The 15,120-nt window shown below is 58.0% G+C and carries 12 protein-coding genes; 9 read left to right on the top strand and 3 right to left on the bottom strand.

The genetic code is table 11. From position 1 onward, the window contains the following. The first annotated feature begins 22 nt into the window (after positions 1 to 22). Genes grxC through IFT84_RS20760 form a run of 3 tightly spaced genes read left to right on the top strand, consistent with a single transcriptional unit; the run spans position 23 to position 1,548 of the window. Entirely contained in the window at positions 23 to 280 is a 258-nt protein-coding gene (grxC, locus tag IFT84_RS20770; protein ID WP_192122541.1) for a glutaredoxin 3, read from the top strand. A gap of 9 nt (positions 281 to 289) precedes the next feature. Further along, positions 290 to 1,123, top strand: a complete 834-nt coding sequence (locus IFT84_RS20765; protein WP_192122540.1) for a carbon-nitrogen hydrolase family protein — start codon at positions 290 to 292, stop codon at positions 1,121 to 1,123. Then, positions 1,120 to 1,548, top strand: a complete 429-nt coding sequence (locus IFT84_RS20760; RefSeq protein WP_192122539.1) for a DUF1178 family protein — start codon at positions 1,120 to 1,122, stop codon at positions 1,546 to 1,548. Before IFT84_RS20765 ends, IFT84_RS20760 begins: the two co-directional genes overlap by 4 nt. Positions 1,549 to 1,677: 129 nt before the next feature. On the opposite strand, the gene IFT84_RS20755 is transcribed toward IFT84_RS20760, so the two are convergent. Then, complete coding sequence (locus tag IFT84_RS20755; protein WP_192122538.1) at positions 1,678 to 2,106, bottom strand: VOC family protein; 429 nt, start codon at positions 2,104 to 2,106, stop codon at positions 1,678 to 1,680. A gap of 5 nt (positions 2,107 to 2,111) precedes the next feature. After that, positions 2,112 to 2,873: a bifunctional 2-polyprenyl-6-hydroxyphenol methylase/3-demethylubiquinol 3-O-methyltransferase UbiG gene (ubiG, locus tag IFT84_RS20750; RefSeq protein ID WP_192122537.1), complete on the bottom strand. Its 762-nt coding sequence runs from the start codon at positions 2,871 to 2,873 to the stop codon at positions 2,112 to 2,114. A gap of 254 nt (positions 2,874 to 3,127) precedes the next feature. Between ubiG and IFT84_RS20745 the strand changes: the two genes are divergently transcribed. From IFT84_RS20745 to clpB, 6 genes are all read left to right on the top strand, one after another. Continuing rightward, positions 3,128 to 4,381 (top strand): aspartate kinase, encoded by a 1,254-nt coding sequence (locus tag IFT84_RS20745; protein WP_192122536.1) that lies wholly within the window; start codon positions 3,128 to 3,130, stop codon positions 4,379 to 4,381. Positions 4,382 to 4,429: 48 nt separating this feature from the next. Then, positions 4,430 to 6,697, top strand: a complete 2,268-nt coding sequence (ptsP, locus tag IFT84_RS20740) for a phosphoenolpyruvate--protein phosphotransferase (protein ID WP_192122535.1) — start codon at positions 4,430 to 4,432, stop codon at positions 6,695 to 6,697. A gap of 23 nt (positions 6,698 to 6,720) precedes the next feature. Continuing rightward, entirely contained in the window at positions 6,721 to 7,803 is a 1,083-nt protein-coding gene (gene prfA, locus IFT84_RS20735; protein WP_192122534.1) for a peptide chain release factor 1, read from the top strand. Further along, positions 7,800 to 8,663 (top strand): peptide chain release factor N(5)-glutamine methyltransferase, encoded by an 864-nt coding sequence (prmC, locus tag IFT84_RS20730; protein ID WP_192122533.1) that lies wholly within the window; start codon positions 7,800 to 7,802, stop codon positions 8,661 to 8,663. The genes prfA and prmC overlap by 4 nt, the downstream gene beginning before the upstream one ends. 329 nt (positions 8,664 to 8,992) lie before the next feature. Next, complete coding sequence (locus tag IFT84_RS20725) at positions 8,993 to 9,943, top strand: DUF4167 domain-containing protein (RefSeq protein WP_446737633.1); 951 nt, start codon at positions 8,993 to 8,995, stop codon at positions 9,941 to 9,943. A gap of 214 nt (positions 9,944 to 10,157) precedes the next feature. Then, positions 10,158 to 12,761 carry an ATP-dependent chaperone ClpB gene (gene clpB, locus IFT84_RS20720; RefSeq protein WP_192122532.1) on the top strand — a complete coding sequence of 868 codons (2,604 nt, stop codon included), beginning with the start codon at positions 10,158 to 10,160 and terminating at the stop codon, positions 12,759 to 12,761. Between the two features lie 117 nt (positions 12,762 to 12,878). Here clpB and IFT84_RS20715 read toward each other — a convergent pair whose 3' ends face one another. Beyond that, positions 12,879 to 14,825, bottom strand: a complete 1,947-nt coding sequence (locus IFT84_RS20715) for a M23 family metallopeptidase (RefSeq protein ID WP_192122531.1) — start codon at positions 14,823 to 14,825, stop codon at positions 12,879 to 12,881. Between the last annotated feature and the right edge of the window lie 295 nt (positions 14,826 to 15,120).

Here is a 15,120-nt window from a genome sequence, read left to right as displayed (position 1 = left end):
TGAAGGCTTGTCAGGATAAATCATGGCGTCTGTTACAATCTACACCCGGCAGTTCTGCAGCTATTGTGCGGCTGCCAAGCGGCTCCTCACCTCCAAAGGCGTGGCCTTCACCGAGCATGACGCAACGGGCTTGCCGGAACTGCGTCAGGAAATGATCAGTAAAGCCAATGGTGCTTCGACCTTCCCGCAGATTTTCATCAACGGCCAGCATGTCGGCGGTTCGGATGATCTTCACGCGCTGGACCGCGAGGGCAAGCTTGATCCCATGCTGGTGGCGTAAAGGTGTAACATGATCCTGCGCGCTGCTGCTGTTCAAATGTGCTCCGGCACTGATCCGCTTGTAAACGCCAACCATTTGGCCCGGCTGGTGCGCGATGCGGCAAGCCAGGGTGCCACCTATATCCAGACACCGGAAATGACGGGTGCACTCCAGCGGGATCGTAACGGTCTTCGCGCTATTTTGCGCAGCGAAGCCGATGATGTGATCGTGGCCAAAGCGCAAGAACTTGCTGGGGAACTCAAAGTCTATGTGCATATCGGCTCGACGGCGATAGCGCTTGAGGATGGCAAAATTGCCAATCGCGGCTTTCTGTTTGGCCCGGACGGTGCCAAAATCTGCCATTACGACAAGATTCATATGTTCGACGTGGATCTGGACAACGGTGAAAGCTGGCGGGAAAGCGCAGTCTACCGGCCCGGCGAACAAGCGCGCACGGCGACTTTGCCTGTCGGGAAATTTGGGTTTGCCATTTGCTACGATGTGCGGTTTCCGCAGTTGTTTCGCGCCCAGGCTTTAGATGGCGTGGATATTCTGACGGTTCCAGCGGCATTCACGCGCCAGACAGGTGAGGCCCATTGGGACATTCTGTTGCGTGCCCGCGCCATTGAAAACGGCGCCTTCGTCATCGCCGCAGCCCAAGGTGGTGTGCATGAGGATGGGCGTGAGACTTATGGTCATTCCATCATCATCGATCCATGGGGCAAGGTTTTGGCGCAGGCCGGTGGTGTGGGTGAGGCGGTCATCATCGCCGATCTCGACCTTGATCGTGTTGGCCAAGCAAGGGCAAAAATCCCCAACCTGAAAAATGAGCGCGAATTCGTGCTCAATCCGGCAGCGTCATGATCCGCTACAGTCTGTCCTGTGATCAGGCCCATGCTTTTGAAGGCTGGTTTGGCTCCAGCAGCGATTTTGACGATCAGTCGGAGCGCGGGCTGGTGAGCTGTCCCGTTTGTGGATCTTTGCGCGTTGGGAAGGAGCTAATGGCTCCATCCGTGTCCACCGCTCGCAAAAAGGACGAGGCCCGCGCCGTAATCATGGATTCAGCTCAAAAAGAGGTCATCGGAAAAATACGCGAGATGGTAACCTCCATTCGCCAGAATGCCGAGGATGTCGGCGAGCGCTTTCCCGAAGAAGCCCGCAAGGTGCATTACGGCGAGGCCAATGCCCGTGGGCTGATTGGTAAGGCGACGCCGGATGAAGCACGGGCGCTGATCGATGAAGGCATCGAGATTGCGCCGCTGCCGGTGTTGCCGGAAGATATCAACTAGCGATTGGTAACAATACGGAATGATCAGGCATTGGTATCCTTCCTGACCGTTGCTCGTCACAGGACCAAGGATGGGCATAGGACGGAAAGATCGCGTGATCGCGAAGGGGGTCGAGTTTTTCAGGGTGGTTTAACCCTGCAACGGTCGTTCACCGATATCTTCGGCAAGGCGAAGCAGGTAGCCGTCCGGGTCCTGTACGATGAACTGGCGCTGACCAACCTCTTTATCATCCGCGCGATACCACGCCTCTTCGCACTCCATAAACAGCGAAATCCCGGCAGCAGCGAGACGGTCCAGAATGGGCTGGACAGCGGCGACCTCGATCTGAAAATTGATGCCGCGGCCATAGGGGCGATCCAGTGGGCCGGTCAACCATTGGCGCTCTTCCTCATCGCGCTCCTCCAGCATCACATGCGCACCGTCGCAATCGAGGTAGGCGAAGCCTTCTTCCGGACGGTCATAGTGAATTCGGAAGCCAAGCACATCCACCCAGAAGCGCAGGCTTACCGCCAGGTCGCTCACCAGAAGTTCCGGCACAAGTTTGGGATAGAGTGTCACGATACCTACCTGTTGCGGGCGACGATCATGTAGTTCATGTCCATGTCGCGCGACAGGTTCCAGCTGTTGGTCAGCGGGTTGAACGTCACGCCAGTCCGGTCGGTGATGGTCAGACCGCTGGCCGTCAACGGCGCTTCCAGCTCGTCCGGACGCACCAGTTTTTCAAACTGATGCGTCCCGCGCGGCAGCCAGCGCAAAATATTTTCTGCGGCGAAAATGGCCAATGCTCCCGCCTTGACTGTCCGGTTGATGGTGGCGACGAACATCAGGCCATTGGGCCGCACCATTTTGGCGCAGGAGGTGAGAAACAGGTTCACATCGGCAACATGCTCCACCACTTCCATGTTCAGCACGATATCGAAGGTTTCACCCGCATCGGCCAGAGCCTCGGCGGTAACGGCGCGGTAATCTACCGTAACGCCGCTCTGCTCGGCATGGGTGCGGGCAATCATCACGTTCTTTTCAGAGGCATCGGCGCCCACGACATCTGCGCCCATCCGCGCCATCGGTTCGGACAAAAGCCCGCCACCACAGCCGATATCCAGCACGCGAAGACCTTCCAAAGGGCGATTGGCCAAAGGGGAATTGGGTTTGGCATCGCCGCCGAAATGGCTGGAGGCCAGATCACGAATATAGGCTAGGCGCACCGGATTGAATTTGTGCAAAGGCTTGAACTTGCCGGTCGGGTTCCACCACTCTGCGGCCAGCGCGGAAAAACGGTCCACTTCGCCTTGGTCAATGGTGGTGCGCGGGGTGGATTCGGTCATTGTTTCAAACTCCGTCATGCTTTGCTTGTGAAGTCGGGCGAATGGCGCGCGAAGTCAAGTGCGGTGAATATGCACGATAAAGGAAATAAAGACGACAAATTGCTGCATGTCTTTGATATTGGCTCCACGTTGGCCCTTTGGCTGCCTTGCGAGGCGGGTGAATTTTGGCTAAGAGGGCGGCGCATTCGGCTGTGCAGGCTTGAAACAGCAGGCACGGCCATCGTCCTAGACCCTTTTGATTATCAGGTTTTCCTATGGCACGCATCGTGATGAAATTTGGTGGCACCTCGGTTGCCGACATGGACCGCATCCGTAATGTTGCCCGCCATGTGAAACGTGAGGTCGATGCCGGCCACGATGTTGCCGTTGTCGTTTCAGCCATGTCCGGCAAGACCAATGAACTGGTCGGCTGGACACGTGATGCGTCCCCCATGCACGATGCCCGCGAATACGATGCTGTTGTCGCGTCCGGCGAGCAGGTCACGTCTGGTCTGCTGGCAATTGCGCTGCAGCATATCGGCATCAATGCCCGCTCCTGGCAGGGCTGGCAAATCCCCATCCGCACCGACAACGCCCATGGAGCCGCGCGCATTCTGGATATTGACGGCTCCGAACTCATTCGCCGCTTTGGCGAGGGACAGGTGGCCGTTATCGCCGGTTTTCAAGGCATTGGCCCGGACAATCGCCTTGCAACGCTTGGTCGTGGCGGGTCCGATACCAGTGCCGTCGCCATCGCTGCTGCGATCAAGGCGGACCGCTGCGATATCTACACAGATGTGGATGGCGTTTACACGACCGATCCGCGCATCGTGCCCAAGGCACGCCGCCTGAAAAAGGTGGCGTTTGAGGAAATGCTGGAAATGGCGTCGCTTGGCGCCAAGGTATTGCAGGTTCGCTCTGTCGAGCTTGCCATGGTTCACAAGGTGCGCACATTCGTGCGCTCCAGTTTTGAAGACCCCGATGCACCGGGCATGGGCGATCTGCTCAATCCGCCCGGAACGCTGATTTGTGACGAGGATGAGATCGTGGAACAGGAAGTCGTAACCGGCATCGCCTATGCCAAGGATGAAGCGCAGATCTCGCTCCGGCGCTTAGCAGATCGGCCGGGCGTATCGGCTGCGATCTTCGGCCCGTTGGCCGAGGCGCATATCAATGTCGATATGATCGTGCAGAACATTTCCGAGGACGGTTCGCGCACGGATATGACTTTTACCGTGCCATCGGGTGATCTCGACAAGGCGCTGAGAGCGCTGAACGAATCAAAGAACACCATCGGGTTCGATGTGATCCAGCATGAGTCCGGTCTGGTGAAGGTATCGGTCATCGGTATCGGCATGCGCAGCCATGCGGGCGTTGCCGCTAGCGCTTTCAGGGCGTTGGGCGAAAAGGGTATCAACATCAAGGCGATAACCACCTCCGAGATCAAGATTTCCATTCTGATCGACGGTGCATACGCAGAACTTGCCGTGAGGACTTTGCATTCCGTCTACGGTCTGGATAAGAGTTGATCTCGGGCACACCGGTGTCCGCGTAACTTGATCAGGAGACACCACGCGATGAGAGACCTCTCCGCAGGTCCGCGCGTTCTGCTTAAGAAGCTCCGCGAATTGATGGCGGAGCCGCTTGAGCCGCAGGAGCGCCTAGACCAGATTGTTCGCCAGATCGCGAGCAATATGGTCGCGGAGGTGTGTTCAGTTTACGTGCTGCGGTCCGATGGCGTACTGGAACTCTACGCCACCGAAGGCCTGAACAAGGATGCGGTTCACCTTGCCCAGTTGAAAATGGGGCAGGGCCTTGTGGGCACCATTGCCGCCAGTGCACGGCCTCTCAACCTGTCGGATGCGCAGGCGCATCCCGCCTTTACCTATCTGCCGGAAACCGGCGAAGAAGTGTACCACTCGTTTCTGGGTGTGCCCATCCTGCGCACGGGCCGTGCGCTTGGCGTTCTCGTGGTGCAAAACAAGGCCAGCCGCAATTATCGCGATGACGAGATCGAGGCGCTTGAAACCACGGCTATGGTGCTGGCCGAAATGGTGGCCACCGGTGAGCTGAAAAAGATCACCCGACCCGGCCTTGAACTGGACTTGAGTCGTCCTGTCACGATTGAGGGCAACAGTTTTGGCGAAGGCGTGGGCCTTGGCTACGTGGTGCTGCATGAGCCGCGCATTGTCGTTACCAACCTGTTGAATGACGACACCGATCATGAATTGCAGCGGCTGGCGGATGCCCTGGGCTCGCTGCGCATCTCGATTGACGACATGCTGTCGCGCCGTGACGTGTCGATGGAAGGTGAGCACCGCGCAGTGCTGGAAGCCTACCGTATGTTTGCCCATGACCGGGGCTGGGTGCGCAAGCTGGAAGAGGCCATCCGCAACGGCCTGACCGCCGAAGCGGCAGTGGAGCGGGTGCAAAGCGAGACCAAGGCACGGATGATCCGCATGACGGACCCGTATCTACGCGAGCGCATGCATGATTTTGACGATCTGGCCAATCGTCTGCTGCGGCAACTCACAGGCTATGGCGCGAAACTGTCCGCCGACTCGTTCCCGGACGACGCGATTGTCGTTGCACGTGCGATGGGTGCAGCCGAGTTGCTGGATTATCCCCGGCAGAACGTGCGCGGCCTGATCCTGGAAGACGGGGCGGTCACGAGCCACGTGGTCATCGTCGCCCGCGCCATGGGCATTCCTGTCGTGGGACAGGCGGCGGGCGTCGTGGCGCTGGCGGAAAACAATGATGCCATCATCATCGATGGGGATGATGGCAAGGTGCATTTGCGGCCCATGGCGGATCTGCAAAGAGCTTACGAAGAAAAGGTCCGGTTTCGCGCCCGCAGGCAGGAGCAGTTTCGCGCGTTGCGCGCCGTCGAGCCGCTGACGCTCGATGGCCAGCGGATCAGCCTGCAAATGAATGCGGGACTGATGGTGGACCTGCCGCAACTGACCGAATCCGGTGCCGAAGGCATCGGCCTGTTTCGCACTGAGTTGCAGTTCATGATTGCGTCAACCATGCCCCGCGCCGATGAGCAGGAAGCGTTCTACCGCAATGTTATGAAGCAGGCTGCCGGTCGCCCTGTCACCTTCCGCACGCTGGATATTGGCGGCGACAAGGTGGTGCCGTATTTCCGGGCAGCGGAAGAGGAAAACCCGGCACTGGGCTGGCGTGCCATTCGTTTGTCGCTGGACCGGCCTGGACTGCTGCGCACGCAACTTCGCTCCATGCTGCGGGCCTCTGCTGGGCAGGAACTCAAAATGATGCTGCCAATGGTGACGGAGGTGGCCGAACTGCGCGCCGTGCGCGAGCTGATGCAGAAGGAAATTCAGCGCCAATCGAAGCTGGGCGAGCAATTGCCGCGCAAGCTGCAATTTGGCGCTATGCTGGAAGTGCCCTCTCTGCTCTGGCAGTTGGACGAGTTGATGGACGAAGTGGATTTCGTGTCCGTCGGTTCAAACGATCTGTTTCAGTTTGCCATGGCGGTGGATCGCGGCAATGCGCGTGTGTCCGACCGGTTCGATGTGCTGGGCAGACCCTTCCTGCGTATTTTGCGCGATATTGTGCGGGCAGGGGAGCGCAACCAGACACCGGTGACGCTGTGCGGAGAGATGGCGAGCAAGCCGCTATCGGCGATGGCGCTTCTGGCGCTTGGGTTCCGGTCCGTGTCCATGTCACCGACGGCGATTGGTCCGGTCAAGGCCATGCTTCTGGCGCTCGATACGGCAAAACTGGCAGAGCGGCTGAACGAAACGCTGGACGACCGCAAGGCGCTGACATCTGTGCGCGACATGCTCAAAGATTTTGCTGCGGATAACAACATCCCGCTTTAACATAGATTTTGTGGAGTAACCGGGTGGCCAAGCTTCCTGTTGAAAAGATGCGTGATCTTGAGCGCCGTTTTGGAGAAATCGAAGCGCGCATGTCTGCCGGTCCGCCATCGGATGTATATGTGAAACTCGCCTCGGAATATTCGGAACTGCAACCGGTGGTGACGAAAATCCGCGCCTATGACAAGGCGCTCGGCGAGCTGGCCGACCTCGATGCGCTGCTGGATGACAGATCGACGGATCGCGATATGCGCGATCTGGCGGATATGGAAAAGCCGGAGGTTGAGGCTCGGATCGAGGCGCTGGAACAGGACATGCAGATCCTGCTGCTGCCCCGCGATGCGGCGGACGAGAAAAGCGCCATTCTGGAAATCCGCGCCGGAACGGGTGGCTCGGAAGCAGCCCTTTTTGCCGGCGATCTCTTCCGGATGTATGAGCGCTTTGCCAGCGCCAACAACTGGAAGGTAGAGGTGCTGTCGTCCAGCGAGGGTGAAGCGGGTGGTTTCAAGGAAATCATTGCCACCATTTCCGGGCGGGGGGTGTTTTCGCGGCTGAAATTCGAGTCCGGTGTGCACCGTGTGCAGCGCGTACCGGAAACGGAGGCGGGCGGCCGCATCCACACCTCTGCGGCAACCGTCGCGGTTCTGCCGGAGGCAGAGGATATCGATATCGAGGTGCGACAGGAGGATATTCGCATCGATACCATGCGCTCGTCGGGTGCAGGCGGTCAGCACGTCAACACCACGGACTCAGCCGTGCGTATCACCCATATCCCCTCCGGTATCGTGGTCACGAGTTCGGAAAAATCGCAGCACCAGAACCGGGCGCGGGCCATGCAGGTTCTGCGCGCGCGTCTTTATGACATGGAACGGCAGAAGGCCGACAGTGAACGGTCCGCTTCGCGCAAAAGCCAGGTCGGATCTGGCGACCGCTCCGAGCGTATCCGCACCTATAATTTTCCGCAGGGGCGCGTGACGGATCACCGGATCAACCTGACGCTCTACAAGCTTGATCGCATGATGATCGGCGAAATCGATGAGATCGTCGATGCGCTTCTGGCCGATTATCAGGCGGGTCAGTTGGCGCAGCTGGGCGAAGTGCAGGGATGATGGACACAGCCGATAGTCTTGTGCTGGAAGCGCGCCGTCAGTTTATGGCGGCGGGATTGCCGGATGCCAGCCTTGATGCGCGTCTGCTCGTATCCAACCTTCTGGACCTTTCGTCAGCCCATATGATCTCCCATGGCGGCGACGCGGTGGAGGCACACAAGGCCGAGGTTGTTCGCAGCGCAATCGAGCGGCGGCTCGCACACGAACCGGTGCATCGGATTTTGGGCGAGCGCTGGTTTTTCGGGCTGAAGCTTGCGCTGTCGCCTGACACGCTGGAGCCAAGACCGGATACGGAAATTCTGGTGGAGCGGATGCTATCCGTCGTATCGCAAATCGCTGCGCAAAAGGGTGCCTGCCGTGTGCTGGATCTTGGGACGGGAACCGGTGCAATCTGTCTGGCTTTGGCAAACGCAGATGAGCGGGTGGCGGGAACGGGTGTGGACCTCTCGCCCGGTGCGCTGGAAACCGCGAGCCGCAACGCGAAAGAGAATGGGCTGGAAAGCCGGTTTATCGCGCTTCACAGCAACTGGTTTTCGGCGGTCGATGGTGTTTACGATGTGATCGTCTCAAATCCGCCTTACATTTCGTCAAGTGTCATTCCGTCGCTTTCGCCTGATGTTCGTCTTTACGATCCGCTTCTGGCGCTGGATGGCGGTGACGATGGGCTTGATGCCTACCGGATCATCGCGCAGGGAGCGACATCTGCCCTTGAGCCCCATGGTGTGATCGGCGTGGAAATCGGCTTTGACCAGAAGCTGGAGGTCTGCCGGATCTTCGAGGCGCAGGGCTTTATCTTGCGTGAGGCTGCGTCCGATCTCGGTGGGAATGACCGGGTCCTGGTGTTCGCCTTATCGAGGTAACCAATGCAAAAAGGAAACATGCAAATGTTCTTTTGCAAAGGCGAAGAAAAGGGCTTTTCATTGGTCGGGAAGCGGGCTAGGTTGCTTTACGCACTCGGAAGTCAGGTCCTACCAGAGATTCGTTTCGGTTTGGCTCAAGCCGCAAGGGCTTCTCCTTTTTGGGGATGCCAGGGTTGAACGGTGCCAAATGCGGGTGCCTATATACATAACGTAAACCAGCGATAAGCACAGCGGTGTCTGGCTTCTTCGCGGCGCGCATATGCCTGATCTGGGTCTCCCGGGCTGGCTGCGTTGCACATATCATCAATCAAGAGAATTCAGGTGAGTTAATGATGAGGCCAGGACAGCAAAACAAGCGCGGCCGTGGGCGTAATAACAACAACAATAGCAGCAGTAACAACAATAATAATGGCGGTAACAACAACCGCAAGGGCGGAAACCCGCTGACACGGTCTTACGACAGTTCCGGCCCGGACGTGAAGATCCGTGGTACTGCACAACATATTGCTGAGAAATACGCCAACCTGGCGCGTGATGCGCAAAGTTCTGGTGATCGTGTCGTCGCTGAAAATTATCTTCAGCACGCCGAGCATTACAACCGCATTATTGCTGCTGCCCAGGCCCAGATGCAGGAGCGTTTCCAGCGCGAAGAGCGTCAGGATTACAACGACCAGAACGGAAATGAGCGGGATCAGGATGATCGCGATCAGGACTCGATGGACATGGACACTGACGATTCGGGCAATGGTTCGCAGCCGGTCTATGTTCAGGCCCCTGAACATAGACCCGTGCAGCAGCATCAACCTCGTCCGCCGCGCCCCGTTCAGGCACCACGCCCTGTTCAGGAACAGGCCGCAGCCGAGCCGACAGACGTCAACTCGGATGAGGATGCACCGGTTGTTGTACAGCCGCCGCGTCAGCGTCAACCCCGCCCAGTGCGCGTTCCTCGTGAGCGCAATTTCGATCAGAACCGTGAGCGGACTCTGGAAACAGCGAAAACACCGGAGCCAGCACGCGAGCAGGAGCCCGTGCGTGAACCGGAACCCGTTGCCGTGAAGCAGCCGGAACCTCAGCCGCAGCCGGTTATCGATGGTTCCGGTCCGCAGCCAGATATTGAGGGCATCCCGGCAGAAGTTGCACTGGACGACCAGGCTCCGGCCCGCGCTCCTCGCCGCCGCGCGCCGGCCCGTCCACGTCGTCAGCCCCGCGCTGCCGCCGATGAGGGTGGTGCCGATGCAGGTGACGGCAAGCCAGCTTTGGCTGCTGTCGAAAGCGAATAAGCCACGTATATTGTGCTGAATTGGTGAAACTGAGAATGCCGCGCTTCCCATGGAAGCGCGGCATTTTTGTTTTCACAGCTCTTTAATCCCCGGAAATCATTCACCATATTGAGTTCAAGCGCCGTGAATGCGGCCTGTGGCTTGCCTTTGAGGGAGCCAGTCCTGAACCGTTGACCGGTGCCGTAAAGGGCCGGGCGATCATATGGAGATGAACATGAATATCGAAAAGTACTCCGAGCGGGTTCGCGGCTTTTTGCAGTCCGCACAAACCTACGCGTTGGCCGAAGGCCACCAACAATTTACCCCCGAGCATGTCCTGAAGGTTCTGCTTGATGACGACCAAGGCATGGCCGCCTCGCTTATTGAGCGGGCAGGGGGGCGCGCGAAGGATGCACGCCTTGGCAATGATGCGGCTTTGGCGAAACTGGCAAAGGTTTCCGGTGGAAACGGGCAGGTCTATCTGTCCCAGCCGCTCGCGAAGGTGTTTTCCACCGCTGAAGAGGCTGCCAAGAAGGCAGGTGACACTTTTGTTACCGTCGAACGTTTGCTGCTGGCTTTGATCATTGAAAAGTCTGCTGCAACATCGTCCGTGTTGGAAAAAGCCGGTGTAACCGCCAGCGCCATCAATCAGGTGATCAACGACGTTCGCAAGGGCCGCACTGCCGACAGTGCCAATGCGGAGGCCGGTTTCGAGTCGTTGAAAAAGTACACACGGGATCTGACCGCCGATGCGCGTGATGGTCGGTTGGACCCGGTAATTGGCCGTGATGATGAAATTCGCCGGACCATTCAGGTCCTATCGCGTCGTACGAAAAACAACCCGGTTTTGATCGGCGAGCCCGGCGTTGGCAAGACCGCGATTGCGGAAGGGCTGGCGCAGCGCATCATCAACGGCGATGTGCCGGAGTCCCTGAAAGACAAGCAATTGCTGGCGCTCGATATGGGCTCGCTGATTGCAGGTGCGAAATTCCGTGGCGAGTTTGAAGAGCGGCTGAAAGCGGTTCTCTCGGAAGTGCAATCGGAAAACGGCAACATTATCCTGTTCATTGATGAGATGCACACGCTGGTGGGTGCGGGCAAAGCCGAGGGCGCAATGGACGCCTCCAACCTGCTAAAACCGGCCTTGGCGCGCGGCGAACTTCATTGCGTGGGTGCGACAACGCTGGATGAGTACCGCAAGCATGTGGAAAAGGATGCGGCGCTGGCCCGCCGTTTCCAACCTGTCATGGTGGAAGAGCCGACTGTTGAAGATACGATCTCCATTCTGCGTGGTCTGAAGGAAAAATACGAGCAGCATCACAAGGTGCGAATCTCCGATTCCGCGCTGGTGGCCGCTGCAACCCTGTCCAATCGCTACATCACTGACCGTTTCTTGCCCGATAAGGCCATCGACCTGATGGACGAGGCTGCATCGCGGCTGCGGATGCAGGTGGATTCCAAGCCCGAAGAACTGGACGAACTGGACCGCCGCATTATTCAGCTCAAGATTGAGCGCGAAGCGTTGAAAAAAGAAACCGACCGTGCGTCCGTGGATCGGTTGGAAAAACTGCAACTGGATCTGACCGATCTGGAAGAGCAGGCCGATGCGCTGACTGCCCGGTGGCAGTCGGAGAAGCAGAAGCTTGGGCTTGCCGCCGACATCAAGAAGCAGTTGGATGAAGCTCGTAACGAACTGGCGACTGTGCAGCGCAAAGGCGAATTTCAGCGTGCCGGGGAGCTTGCCTATGGGGTGATTCCGCGTCTGGAAAAAGAGCTGGAAACGGCGGAAACCCATGATGCCGATGCCCAAAGCCCGATGGTGCAGGAGGTGGTGACGCCCGATAATATCGCGCATGTCGTTTCCCGCTGGACCGGCATTCCCGTCGACAAGATGCTGCAGGGTGAGCGTGACAAGTTGTTGCGGATGGAAGACGATCTGGCCAAATGGGTCGTGGGGCAGGGAGACGCTGTGCAGGCCGTTTCCCGTGCCGTGCGCCGTTCGCGCGCTGGATTGCAGGACCCGAACCGCCCGATGGGCTCGTTCATCTTCCTCGGGCCAACCGGCGTGGGCAAGACCGAACTGACGAAATCGCTGGCTCGCTTTCTGTTCGACGATGAAACCGCGCTCGTGCGGATGGATATGTCTGAATATATGGAGAAGCACTCGGTTGCCCGTCTGATCGGCGCACCTCCCGGCTACGTCGGCTACGACGAGGGTGGCGCGCTGACGGAGGCCGTTCGCCGCAGACCCTATCAGGTGATCCTGTTCGACGAGATCGAAAAGGCGCACCCCGATGTGTTCAACGTGCTGTTGCAGGTACTGGATGACGGACGCCTGACCGATGGACAGGGCCGTACTGTCGACTTCCGCAACACGATGATCATCATGACATCGAATCTTGGTGCGGAATATCTGACTGCGCTGGGCGAGGACGAAGACAGCGAAAAGGTGCGCGATCAGGTGATGGATGTGGTGCGGGCATCGTTCCGGCCGGAGTTCCTGAACCGTGTCGATGAAATCATCCTGTTCCACCGGCTACGCCGGGCGGAAATGGGCGCGATTGTCGATATCCAGATGGGACGTTTGCGCAATCTGCTCGCAGATCGCAAGATCACCATCGAGTTGCGCGACGATGCGCGCAACTGGCTGGCGGATCGGGGTTACGATCCCGTCTATGGCGCACGCCCGCTGAAGCGCGCCATACAGAAGCACTTGCAGGACCCGTTGGCGGAGAAAATTCTCTCTGGGGATGTGCCGGAAGGATCGCTGGTGAAGATCGATGCCGGTTCGGATCGGCTGATCTTTTCCGTGGGATCGGCAATCAAACGTGCTGCATAATCATAAAAAGGGGGCCAGTTGGCCCCCTTTTTATGTCGCGAAAAAATGCTTTGCCGATTTGTTTTGCTCATCTTCCGAAGGTAAAACCGCTACGTAGTTTTATTGGAAATGATCTCATTATTGGCTGGCGATTTGATCGCCCTTGTTTTCTGGACCAAGCAGATCGTCAATACGGCCGCGCTCGGTTTCAAATTTCGCCAGTGCATCCCCATCCAGAGACTTGCCGCCCGGAAGGCGAATACGCAGAGCATCAACCTTGGTGCCGTTGACGATCAGTTCGTAGTGAAGATGCGGCCCGGTCGAGAGCCCTGTCGTGCCGATGAAGCCAATCACCTGTCCCTGAGTTACCTTCGCACCCGGCACGACACCTTTTGCAAACCCGTTCTGGTGATTGTATGATGAGACATACCCGTTCGCATGGCGGATCAGGGTCTGGTTTCCATAACCACCGGAATCCCAGCTTGCCTTTTCTACGATACCATTGCCCGCGGCAATAATCGGCGTGCCGCGCGGTGCGGCCCAGTCAACACCGGTATGCATGCGGGAGAAGCCGAGGATGGGGTGGCGGCGCATCCCGAAGCCCGATCGGAATGTACCGTTGGGCACGGGGTTGCGAAGGAGGAATTGCCGCGTGCTTTTGCCGTCTTCGTCGTAGTAATCGACCGAATTGTCTTCCGGGTCCTGAAAGCGGTAGAAGCGCGTTTCGGCGTCGCCAAACTTGGCGTGCACATACAGAAGCTCGGAATCGATGGTGGCATTGCCGCTGGCATCGGCCACGGAGAAGAATGCTTCCAGCGTATCGGTCGGGCGAAGCTGCGCCTGGAAATCGACATTGCTGGCCAGCAGCTTGATGATCTGCGCGGTCATATCCTTGCTCATTCCGTAGGACAGTGCAGCGCGGTAAATACCGTCATATACGCGAATGTCGCGGCCTGATGTCACCACAGGCGTCGACATATTGTCAAAGGCTGAAGCAACGGCATCCAGTGTCGGCGGCTCTGCGCCCTGCACTAGCCGCCCCTTGTCATCCAGACAAATCGTCAGACTATGTTTGCCGCGTGAGTAGACGCTCGCGCGGATAATACTTGCCTCTTCGCCTTTCTGAATCACACCGATGCGCAGCACATCCCCATCGATCAAATCAGGTGATTTGCGCAACTCTGTCAGATAGCTGCTGATATCATCCGCTTGCGCCCGGGAGTAACCGGCAGCCACCATCACACTTCTGATGTCCGTGGTCTTGCGCACCGGGATCACATCGTCGGCAAACTCCTCTGTCGACTGCGTGATGTTTTCGTAAGGAGACACTGTCATGTTCTGCTCGACGATACGGGCAGACAAGCCCTGCATCATGTCGATATTATCGGAGTCGGATGCAAATCGCTGCGGATCGACATAGGCAAGAGACGCAAGCTGTGTATCGCCTTCAGTCAGAACGGAACCGTTTGTGCGCACATCCTCCTCCACCTCATCCAGAGACATGGTGCCAGCATAGGTCAGGCCGGAGGCATTCACCGGAAAATCGACAGTCTTGAGACTGACCTCCGATTCAACGTCGGATCCGTAGATCGTGCCTGCTCGCACCGTCGGCTGCTCGACCTTGCCGTCGGACGAGAAAATGGCGAGCGGATCGAACGCGGGATAGTCTTCCTGCGTTGTATGGTTGGCCGCCAGGGACATTTTTACGTACGCGAAGGGCTGGCGGCGGACAACTTCCTTCTCGCCCTCCTTGACCATGGTCGGCACTTCCATGATCTTGCGATCGGATGGCTTGGCGACGAGGGTCGGGGTAACGATACGTCCGCCGCGCTTGGCAGCGGTCGGTGCTGAGGACGCACCTGCATTCAAAGCGGCATAGGCTTCCGCTGGAATTGCCAGTTGTTGGCGTCCGTCCAGCGCGGCAAACAAGGCAACACCCATAAGGATACTGCTGGTAACCCCGGTCAGAAACGTGCCAGACAACCAGCGGAACGAAATCTCACGGCGGTCTGGTGACTTGCGCCCATCCGCCAGAATAGGCGGCTCGTTGCCGAGTGAGCGGATCATGTTCTTGTCCGTCATCATGCTGTGTCGCTGACCCAATCCTGTTTGACGCGAAGAGATGTGCCCGTTTCACGCTTTCAAGTCAAACTTGAGCGCCGCTTCGTCCAACGCTTAGAGGCCATGATTGTGAAAAAGGTAGGGCAAGGGTGGAAATCGCTACCTTTGCAACTCATATGAAGACGAGCGCGTGACGCCAACGCCCTTTTTTCAAGCATTCTGCATAAAAATGAAGTTTTTTTGAAAATGGTCGTTGACTTCCGTCGTCCCGGGGCCTTATAAGCCACCTCACGAACGGCGGCGGCGGCGCTTCTGGCGG

Source organism: Rhizobium sp. CFBP 8762, assembly GCF_014841565.1.
Classification (GTDB): domain Bacteria; phylum Pseudomonadota; class Alphaproteobacteria; order Rhizobiales; family Rhizobiaceae; genus CFBP-8762.
Note: the sequence above shows the minus strand (reverse complement) of the source record. Positions and strands in the feature narration are given on the sequence as shown.

What these genes read in the sequence shown, in the direction of transcription:
- clpB (WP_192122532.1), top strand. Translation starts at nt 10,158, where the DNA reads ATGAATATCGAAAAGTACTCCGAGCGGGTTCGCGGCTTTTTGCAGTCC.
- prmC (WP_192122533.1), top strand. Translation starts at nt 7,800, where the DNA reads ATGATGGACACAGCCGATAGTCTTGTGCTGGAAGCGCGCCGTCAGTTT.
- IFT84_RS20745 (WP_192122536.1), top strand. Translation starts at nt 3,128, where the DNA reads ATGGCACGCATCGTGATGAAATTTGGTGGCACCTCGGTTGCCGACATG.
- grxC (WP_192122541.1), top strand. Translation starts at nt 23, where the DNA reads ATGGCGTCTGTTACAATCTACACCCGGCAGTTCTGCAGCTATTGTGCG.
- IFT84_RS20765 (WP_192122540.1), top strand. Translation starts at nt 290, where the DNA reads ATGATCCTGCGCGCTGCTGCTGTTCAAATGTGCTCCGGCACTGATCCG.
- ptsP (WP_192122535.1), top strand. Translation starts at nt 4,430, where the DNA reads ATGAGAGACCTCTCCGCAGGTCCGCGCGTTCTGCTTAAGAAGCTCCGC.
- IFT84_RS20715 (WP_192122531.1), bottom strand. Translation starts at nt 14,825, where the DNA reads ATGATGACGGACAAGAACATGATCCGCTCACTCGGCAACGAGCCGCCT.
- ubiG (WP_192122537.1), bottom strand. Translation starts at nt 2,873, where the DNA reads ATGACCGAATCCACCCCGCGCACCACCATTGACCAAGGCGAAGTGGAC.
- IFT84_RS20725 (WP_446737633.1), top strand. Translation starts at nt 8,993, where the DNA reads ATGATGAGGCCAGGACAGCAAAACAAGCGCGGCCGTGGGCGTAATAAC.
- IFT84_RS20760 (WP_192122539.1), top strand. Translation starts at nt 1,120, where the DNA reads ATGATCCGCTACAGTCTGTCCTGTGATCAGGCCCATGCTTTTGAAGGC.